This is a genomic window from Pyxidicoccus fallax (assembly GCF_012933655.1).
Classification (GTDB): Bacteria; Myxococcota; Myxococcia; order Myxococcales; family Myxococcaceae; genus Myxococcus; species Myxococcus fallax.
Window position 1 is genome coordinate 1 of the sequence record NZ_JABBJJ010000486.1, and the last position, 7,351, is coordinate 7,351.

Genomic DNA, 7,351 nt, shown 5'->3' on the forward strand with positions numbered 1-7,351 from the left:
AACGTCTCGTGGGCGCGGAGATGTGTATAAGAGACAGGAACATGGCACTCTGGCCCGCCGCGTGCTTCGTGCCCCGCGGGTGGGTGGCGCCACGCGCGCTGGGGGAAAGCCGATGGTGGGACTGTCATCGCTGCCAGGCGCCGCCCTGGCGTGGGCGCCCCATGCCGGGAGCCCGGCACCGTGCCTCCGCTTCGAGCCGACGCGGGGGCCCGGAGGCGAGGTGCTCGACTTCCAGTGGACGGGGCTCAACCCGGCGGCCGAGGACGTCGTGCGCGACTGGGGGCTGGATGCCCGGCTGTCGCGCTGGCCCGATGACGGCGTGCGCGGGTTGGAGGTGGAGGACTGCGTGCGCCTGGGGCGCACCGGCGTGCCGGTGTCCGTCCCGCTGCGCGTGCGGCGCGGCGGCATGGACGCGCGCTTCCACGCGGTGGCGGTGAAGGAGGGAGACGGCTTCGCGCTGTGGCTGCTGCCCCCGGTGGACGGGGACGCGCCGGAGCTGCGCGAGGCGCTGACGCGAGAGCAGGAGGCGCGCCAGCGGGCGGAGACCGCGCTGGAGGACGCCCGGGCGCTGCGGGCGCGCGAGGAGCTGCTGCGGCTGGCCCTGTCCACCGCGCGCATGGTGGCGTGGGAGTGGACGGAGGCGCGGCGCGCCGTCACCTGGTCCCAGGAGGCGGACGCCTTCTTCGGCCAGCCGCCGGGCACGCTGGGCACGTCGCTGCCGGGCTTCCTGTCCTGCGTGGTGGTGGAGGACCGCGCGCGCGTGGCGCGGGGAATCGAGCAGGCGCTGGCGGCGGACGGGCCCTACACGCTGAAGTTCCGCTGCCGCCACGCGGACGGCACCACGCGCTGGTACGAGGCGGTGGGGCAGGGGCTGCGCGATGGGGAGCGCGCGCACCGGCTGGTGGGCGTGGTGATGGATGTCACCGAGCGCGAGCAGGCGGAGGCCGCGCTGCGCGAGGCGGAGGAGCGCTACCGGCTGGCGTCGCGCGCCACCCATGACGTGCTGTGGGACTGGGATTTGAGCACCGGCAGCGTGCGCTGGGACGCGGGCTCGGGAGACCTGTTCGGCTATGGCCCGGAGCGGTCGAGCCATGGCCTGGGATGGTGGGAGGAGCGCGTGCACCCCGACGAGCGCGAGGCGGCGGCGGCGAGCCTGCGTGACTTCGTGGCCTCCACCGGCGCGGCATGGCAGGCCGAGTACCGCTTCCTGCGCCAGGACGGGACGTGGGCCCACGTGCTGGACCGGGGCGTGCTGGCGCGCGACGCGGCGGGCCGGCCGGTGCGGATGATTGGCTCCATGATGGACATCACCGAGCGCACCCGCGCGCTGGAGCGCCTGTCGGAGGAGGCCCGCTTCCGCGAGCGCTTCATCGGCATCCTCGGCCACGATTTGCGCAACCCGCTGAACGCGATAACGCTCTGCGCGCGGGCGATACGGCGGCGCGGCCCCCACGGCTCCCCGCAGCAGCAGCAGTCCCAGCGCATCGAGGCGAGCGCGGCGCGGATGGGCGCCATGATTTCGGACATCCTCGACCTCACCCGCGCGAGGCTGTCCGGCGGCATCCCCCTGAACCTGGCCCCGGCCAACCTGGCCACCGTGTGCAGGCAGGTGGTGGAGGAACTGGGCGCGGCGTGGCCCGGGCGTCACATCGCCTTCGAGGTGGACGGTCGCGCGGAGGGTGTCTGGGACGCGGACCGGCTGGAGCAGGTGCTCAGCAACCTGGTGGGCAACGCGCTGGAGCACGGCGCCCAGGACGCCCCGGTGTTGCTGCGCTGCGCGGAGCGCGACGGCGCGCAGGTGCTCGAGGTCCACAATCCGGGTGTGCCCATACCCGGCCCGCAGCTGGCGACGCTGTTCGACCCGTTCCGTCAGGCCGGCGCGGCGCGTGAGAAGGGCCCGCGGCGGGGTGGATTGGGACTCGGGTTATTCATCGTGCGAGAGATTGTCCAGGCCCACGGGGGCACGGTGTCCGTGAGCTCGTCGGAGCGGGACGGCACCACCTTCACCGTGACACTGCCGCGTGACACGCGTCAGGCGCGGCTGTCGCGCGGCGCGTAACACCTGAGACACGTCATCACCGAGCGTCATGCGCGAGTCGGTCTCGCGGTGGAGCGTCATGCGGCGCACGGAGTACGTGTTTGCCGTTAGACCGACGCGTGAGAACTGGACGGGGGGACACCTGTCAGTCCGAGCGGGAAGCACTACCCGTTGTCGTGACCGCGAGAGCCGCGGTTACCCCCAACGCGGAGGCAGTCCCATGTTGCACCTCTCCCCTCTGGCTTCTCCCTGCTCCGAGGTCACCCGTCGCCGGAGCCGGCGCCCGAGGGGACTGGGCTGGGCGCCCCTCCTGCTCTGTGTCGCGGCCATCGGCTGCGGTCCCGCCGAGCCCGGTCTCGACACGGGGGACGAGTCCCTCGGCACCCACGCCGACGGGCTGATGTCGACGAATGGCTTGTCGACGAACGGCCTGTCGACGAACGGCCTGTCGACGAATGGCTTGTCGACGAACGGCCTGTCGACGAATGGCTTGTCCACGAACGGCCTGTCGACGAATGGCTTGTCGACGAATGGTTTCAATACATGGTTCACCGAGAACCCGGCCCGCGGGGACGAGGTGATGCGCTACATCGTCCGTTGCGCCCTGCCGGCGGGGCAGACGCTGACGTACACGCACTCGGGCAGGACGTATACGTGGACGGGTTCGCTGGGGCTGGCGCCGGGCTGGGCGGGCGGCGCGTCGGCGACGCTGGCGGAGCAGCAGGTGGTGTCCGGGTGCCTGGCGGCGCACGTGAACAAGTACGGCGTGCACCTGAACATCTCGGTGCTGGGGCGTGACGCGCTGGGCGCGGTCATTCCCACCACCTCCGAGGAGCTGCAGACGTTCAACCAGCCGGAGGCGGTCTTCTTCGGCAACCTCTTCAACGGCGAGGGCCTCTTCGCGGCGAACGACGCGGACTACCTGGCGCCGGACCAGAGCACGGTGCGCGCGTGCGGCCTGTCCGCCTGGAGCGGGGACCCGGACTGCGCGGTGGTCATCGGCCACGTGGGCTCCGCCCGGACGTACTGCACGCAGGACGCGACGCGGACGCACTACACGAAGTGCACGTACAACGGGAAGGTGTACCGCCCCATCACCACGCGCATCCGCTCGCAGGACATCTACAGCTGCGGTGACGGCACCTGCCAGCTCTCCGAGAGCTGCGGCTCGGGCACCACCGCCGTGAGCTGCAAGTCCGACTGCGGCGTGTGCGGCTGAGCCGGAAGCGCCCGTGTCGAGCAGTGACGGCCTCCGAGGCGATGCCTCGGGGGCCGTCGTGTTTCAGGGGGCGAGCCGTCGGCGAGTTCCCGGCGGAGACGCTTTCGGGGCCGCCGATGTTTCACGGCGGAGACGCTGGTGGCACGGCGCCGCTCACGGCGCGCCGCAGGCGAGCCACTGTCCCAGCTTGAGGCGCTCGTCCATGGCGGGCGCGGCGCGCGAGGCCGGAGGCATCGCGGTGTTCACCCCGCCCGGCCCCGCGGCCGAGTGCGTATCGATGGCCGCCGCCCACTGGCGCACCGCCTCGGGCGTGTCGAAGTCCATGCCCGCGGGCGCGCCCTCGCGCGCGGCGCCAGTGACGGCCGCGCTGTGACACGACAGGCAGTGCTTCTCCATGAAGGCCCGGCCGAAGTCCGCGCCCGTCGGGCCACCCGAAGAGGGACACACCGCGCCGGAAGCGCGGGTGTGGCCCGGGTCCTCGTCGTGGTGGTGGTCGGAGTCTCCTCCGCCGCAGCCACCTCCGCCTCCGCTGCCGTCGCTGCCTCCGTGGCCAAGGCTCAGCCCCGCGAGGGCGAGGAGTGGGAAGAGTCGGGACAGGGAACGTGAGGGCATGGGCAGCCTCCGGAAACGGGGACTGGCATGGGTACGCCTCGGTCTCCAGGCGAACCAGCGCACCGGAGGGCGGAAGCGCGTCGCCGGGTGGATGCCGCGCGGAGACGCGGGCGCCGATATGTCCTGAACGCCACCGCGTTACCGACCCGGGGCCGGGAGGACTGTCCTGTCACGTGCGGGAGGGGTGACGTCTGCCCGTCAGTGCACGGCACGCGGGCGCCGCGACAACTTGCCACAGCGGCCGTCCGGCCCGCCTCTGTTACCCATCCGTGCTGTCAGGGTGACCCCCGCTCACCCTTCCTGGAGGTCATTCGATGAGTGCCGTCCTGAAGTCCGCGTCCTGGTGGCTGCTGCCCTCGCTGTTGCTGATGCAGGGATGTGGCGAGAGTGAGAAGACCTACACGGTCCGCTTCAGCCCCCAGGTGCGCGAGCAGGCCCTGGCGTGCGGCACGAGCTACACGGATATCGGGACGTCTCGCGGTGTCATCGACCTGGTGGACTTCAGGGCCTACGTCCGGGATGTCACCCTGGTGCGCGCCAATGGAGAGCGGCACCCCCTGGCCCTGGACCAGGACGGCACGTGGCAGCGAGACAACCTCGCCCTGCTGGACTTCGTGGATGGCACGGGCGAGTGTGTCGCCGGCAACCCCGGAGTCCGCGCGGAGGTGGTCGGCACCGCGCCCGAGCACGACGACTACACGGCGCTGGAGTTCAAGCTCGGCCTGCCGCCGGAGCGCAACCATCTGAACGGGCCCATCGAGCCTGCTCCCCTCAACGCGCCCCAGATGTGGTGGAGCTGGCAGGGGGGCTTCAAGTTCGTGAAGCTGGACGTGCGCTCGCGGACCAACGAGCTGTTCTACTTCCACCTGGGGGCCGCCGGCTGCACGGGCTCCGTGGCGGAAGGCTACACCTGCGGCGCGGACAACCAGGTGACCGTCCTGCTGAATGGCTTCAACCCGGACACCAACCAGGTGGTGCTGGATATCGCGGGACTCTACTCGGGCGTGGACGTGGAGCGCGTGCCCGACGGCGTCACGGACTCCATGCCCGGGTGCATGTCGGGCGCGAACGACCCGGAGTGCCCCCTCTTCTTCGAGCACTTCGGCCTGACCGCCAGCACGAGCGGCGGCCCCCAGACGCTTCCGGCCACCTTCTTCCGCGTCCGCTGAGCCCCGAGGCCCTCCATGCTTCAGTCTTTGTTCCGGAAGCGGGTTGCTCACATGGCACCGGTGCTCGCGCTGATGACGGGGGCCTGGGCCTGTGGCTCCAGCGAGGAGGAGGGGCCGTCGGTGGCGGGGCGCTCGCCCGCGCTGGATTCCGTGTCGCTGAAGAGCCAGCGTGACGGCACGAGCCACGAGGCGGGGGCCAACTGCATGGCGTGCCACGGGCCCAACGGCACGGCGCCGGGGCTCTTCACGGTGGCGGGCACCGCCTTCGCCTCCCCGGAGGGCCCGCCCCTCTCGGACGCGGTGGTGACGCTCTCCACGGCGCCCAACGGTGGGGGCACCGTGGTGCTGACGCTGGAGGCGGACGCGAGCGGCAACTTCTACACCACCGAGACGATGCCGTTCCCGGAGCAGTCGCTCTTCCCCCGGCTGACGCGCCGGACGAGCACGGCCTTCAACTTCATGTCGTTCCCCACCATGTCGGGGGCGTGCAATTCCTGCCATGCGGGCAACAACCCCGTCGACCTCGAGTGAAGGAGTGAATCGGATGTTCCACGCATGGAAGGTGAGCGCCGTGCTGGGCGCGCTGCTGGCGGTGGGCTGTGGTGGGAAGGACCCGACACCCCCAGCCGCGTCCGCGTATGCGTGGAAGCTGCCGGCCGGCTTCCCCGAGCCCGTCGTCCCCGGGGACAACCCCATGTCCGAGGCCAAGGTGGAGCTGGGGCGCCACCTCTTCTACGACATCCGGCTGTCGGGCAACGGCACCCAGTCCTGCGCGAGCTGTCACGAGCAGCAGCGGGCCTTCTCGGATGGCCGGGTGACGCCGGTGGGGGCCACGGGGGACCGGGTTCCGCGGAATGCGCCGGGGCTGGCGAACGTGGCGTACCTGTCCACGTACACGTGGGCCAACCCGGTGCTGGAGACGCTGGAGAAGCAGGCGCTGGTGCCGCTGTTCAACGAGCACCCCACGGAGCTGGGGTTGACCCCGAGGTTCGAGGAGGTGCTCCAGCGGCTGCGGGACGACGCTCGCTACCAGGAGTTGTTCCGGGCCGCGTTCCCCGAGGAGGCCGAGCCGGTGGGGCGGGACACCCTCGTCAAGGCGCTGGCCTCCTTCCAGCGGACGCTGCTGTCGGGAGAGGCGCCCTATGACCGGTACCTGCGGGGGGAGACCTCGGCGCTGTCGCCCGCGGCGAAGCGGGGCATGGAGCTGTTCTTCGGCGAGCGGGCGGAGTGCTACCACTGTCACAGCGGGCCGCACCTGACGAACTCGTTCCGGGTGAGGGACTCCACGCCCGAGGAGTTGCAGTTCTTCAACACGGGCCTGTACAACATGAATGGGAATGGGACGTACCCACCGGACAACCCGGGCCTGTTCGAGTTCACGCGGAAGGAGGGGGACTGGGGCCGCTTCCGCGTGCCGCCGCTGCGCAACGTGGCGCTGACGGCGCCGTACATGCACGACGGCAGCATCGCCACGCTGGAAGGGGTCATCGACCACTACATGGCCGGCGGGCGGAACGTGACGGAGGGGCCGTTCTCCGGTGACGGGCGCGCGAACCCGAACAAGGACCCGCTGGTGCGGCCCTTCACGCTGAGCCCCGATGAGCGCGCGGACCTCGTCGCGTTCCTGGAGAGCCTCACGGACACGGAGTTCATCCAGGACCCGCGCTTCTCCAACCCGTGGGAGTGAGCTCCAGGGCTTTCTCGCGTGGGAGAGGTGAGCGGCTTCGGGGGTGTAGGCTCGGGCCAACGCGCCACGCCCCTGGAGCCCCGCCCCATGTCGCTGCCAGCCCTCACGCTCCTGCTGCTCTCCGCCGCGAGCCCCAGTGACTCCGCCCTCCCGCTCCACGAGGGGCTCCCCGCGAACTTCCAGGTCGATGGGAAGCTCGATGAGTGGACGCAGCCACCGTCACTCACCCTGGGCCCCCAGCGGAAGACCTCCGCCACGCTCTGGCTGGCCATCGGCCCCGAGGGCCTCGCCATCGCCGGCGAGGTTCGCGACGACCAGGTCCAGCTCTCCCGGGGCGTGAGCGGAGACCACGTCGAGCTCTGGCTCACCCTGCCTCCACCCCAGCTGCCGCCGCTGGCCTACGTCAACCAGTTCCAGGAACGCCTCGTCCCCACGCTGGAGGACTGTCCCCGGATGCCACCGAAGAAGGCCGCGGCCTGCGAGGCCTGGTGGAAACAACAGACCGAGCGACGCCAGCAACTCCAGGACGCACTCGTCTCGCGCCACACCCTGCAACCCGGTGACACCGCGCGCTTCGAGCCCTTCCCCGGCGGCTACCGCTTCGAGACCCTCATCCCCACCACCGC

7 protein-coding genes are annotated in these 7,351 nt (G+C 71.2%); 6 read left to right on the plus strand and 1 reads right to left on the minus strand.

Going from position 1 to position 7,351, the window contains the following annotated elements:
* The first annotated feature begins 112 nt into the window (after positions 1-112).
* Together HG543_RS49605 and HG543_RS49610 are read left to right on the plus strand one after the other, a co-directional pair.
* On the plus strand, positions 113-2,059 hold the full coding sequence (locus HG543_RS49605; RefSeq protein ID WP_169351985.1) for a sensor histidine kinase: 1,947 nt from the start codon (positions 113-115) through the stop codon (positions 2,057-2,059).
* A 202-nt stretch (positions 2,060-2,261) separates the two neighbouring features.
* Entirely contained in the window at positions 2,262-3,257 is a 996-nt protein-coding gene (locus HG543_RS49610) for a hypothetical protein (RefSeq protein ID WP_371876558.1), read from the plus strand.
* A gap of 153 nt (positions 3,258-3,410) precedes the next feature.
* Here HG543_RS49610 and HG543_RS49615 read toward each other — a convergent pair whose 3' ends face one another.
* On the minus strand, positions 3,411-3,869 hold the full coding sequence (locus tag HG543_RS49615) for a hypothetical protein (protein ID WP_169351987.1): 459 nt from the start codon (positions 3,867-3,869) through the stop codon (positions 3,411-3,413).
* A 314-nt stretch (positions 3,870-4,183) separates the two neighbouring features.
* Here HG543_RS49615 and HG543_RS49620 point away from each other — a divergent pair, with 314 nt between their 5' ends.
* The 4 genes from HG543_RS49620 to HG543_RS49635 all read left to right on the plus strand — a co-directional run.
* Positions 4,184-5,038 carry an MbnP family copper-binding protein gene (locus HG543_RS49620; protein ID WP_169351988.1) on the plus strand — a complete coding sequence of 285 codons (855 nt, stop codon included), beginning with the start codon at positions 4,184-4,186 and terminating at the stop codon, positions 5,036-5,038.
* 51 nt (positions 5,039-5,089) lie between these two features.
* On the plus strand, positions 5,090-5,569 hold the full coding sequence (locus HG543_RS49625; protein WP_169351989.1) for a hypothetical protein: 480 nt from the start codon (positions 5,090-5,092) through the stop codon (positions 5,567-5,569).
* Between the two features lie 13 nt (positions 5,570-5,582).
* The gene (locus HG543_RS49630; RefSeq protein ID WP_169351990.1) at positions 5,583-6,725 is read left to right on the plus strand and encodes a methanobactin export MATE transporter MbnM; all 1,143 of its coding nucleotides are present in this window, start codon (positions 5,583-5,585) and stop codon (positions 6,723-6,725) included.
* Positions 6,726-6,812: 87 nt separating this feature from the next.
* Positions 6,813-7,351, plus strand: a 539-nt coding sequence (locus HG543_RS49635) for a hypothetical protein (protein WP_169351991.1), incomplete at its 3' end; no start/stop codon positions are given.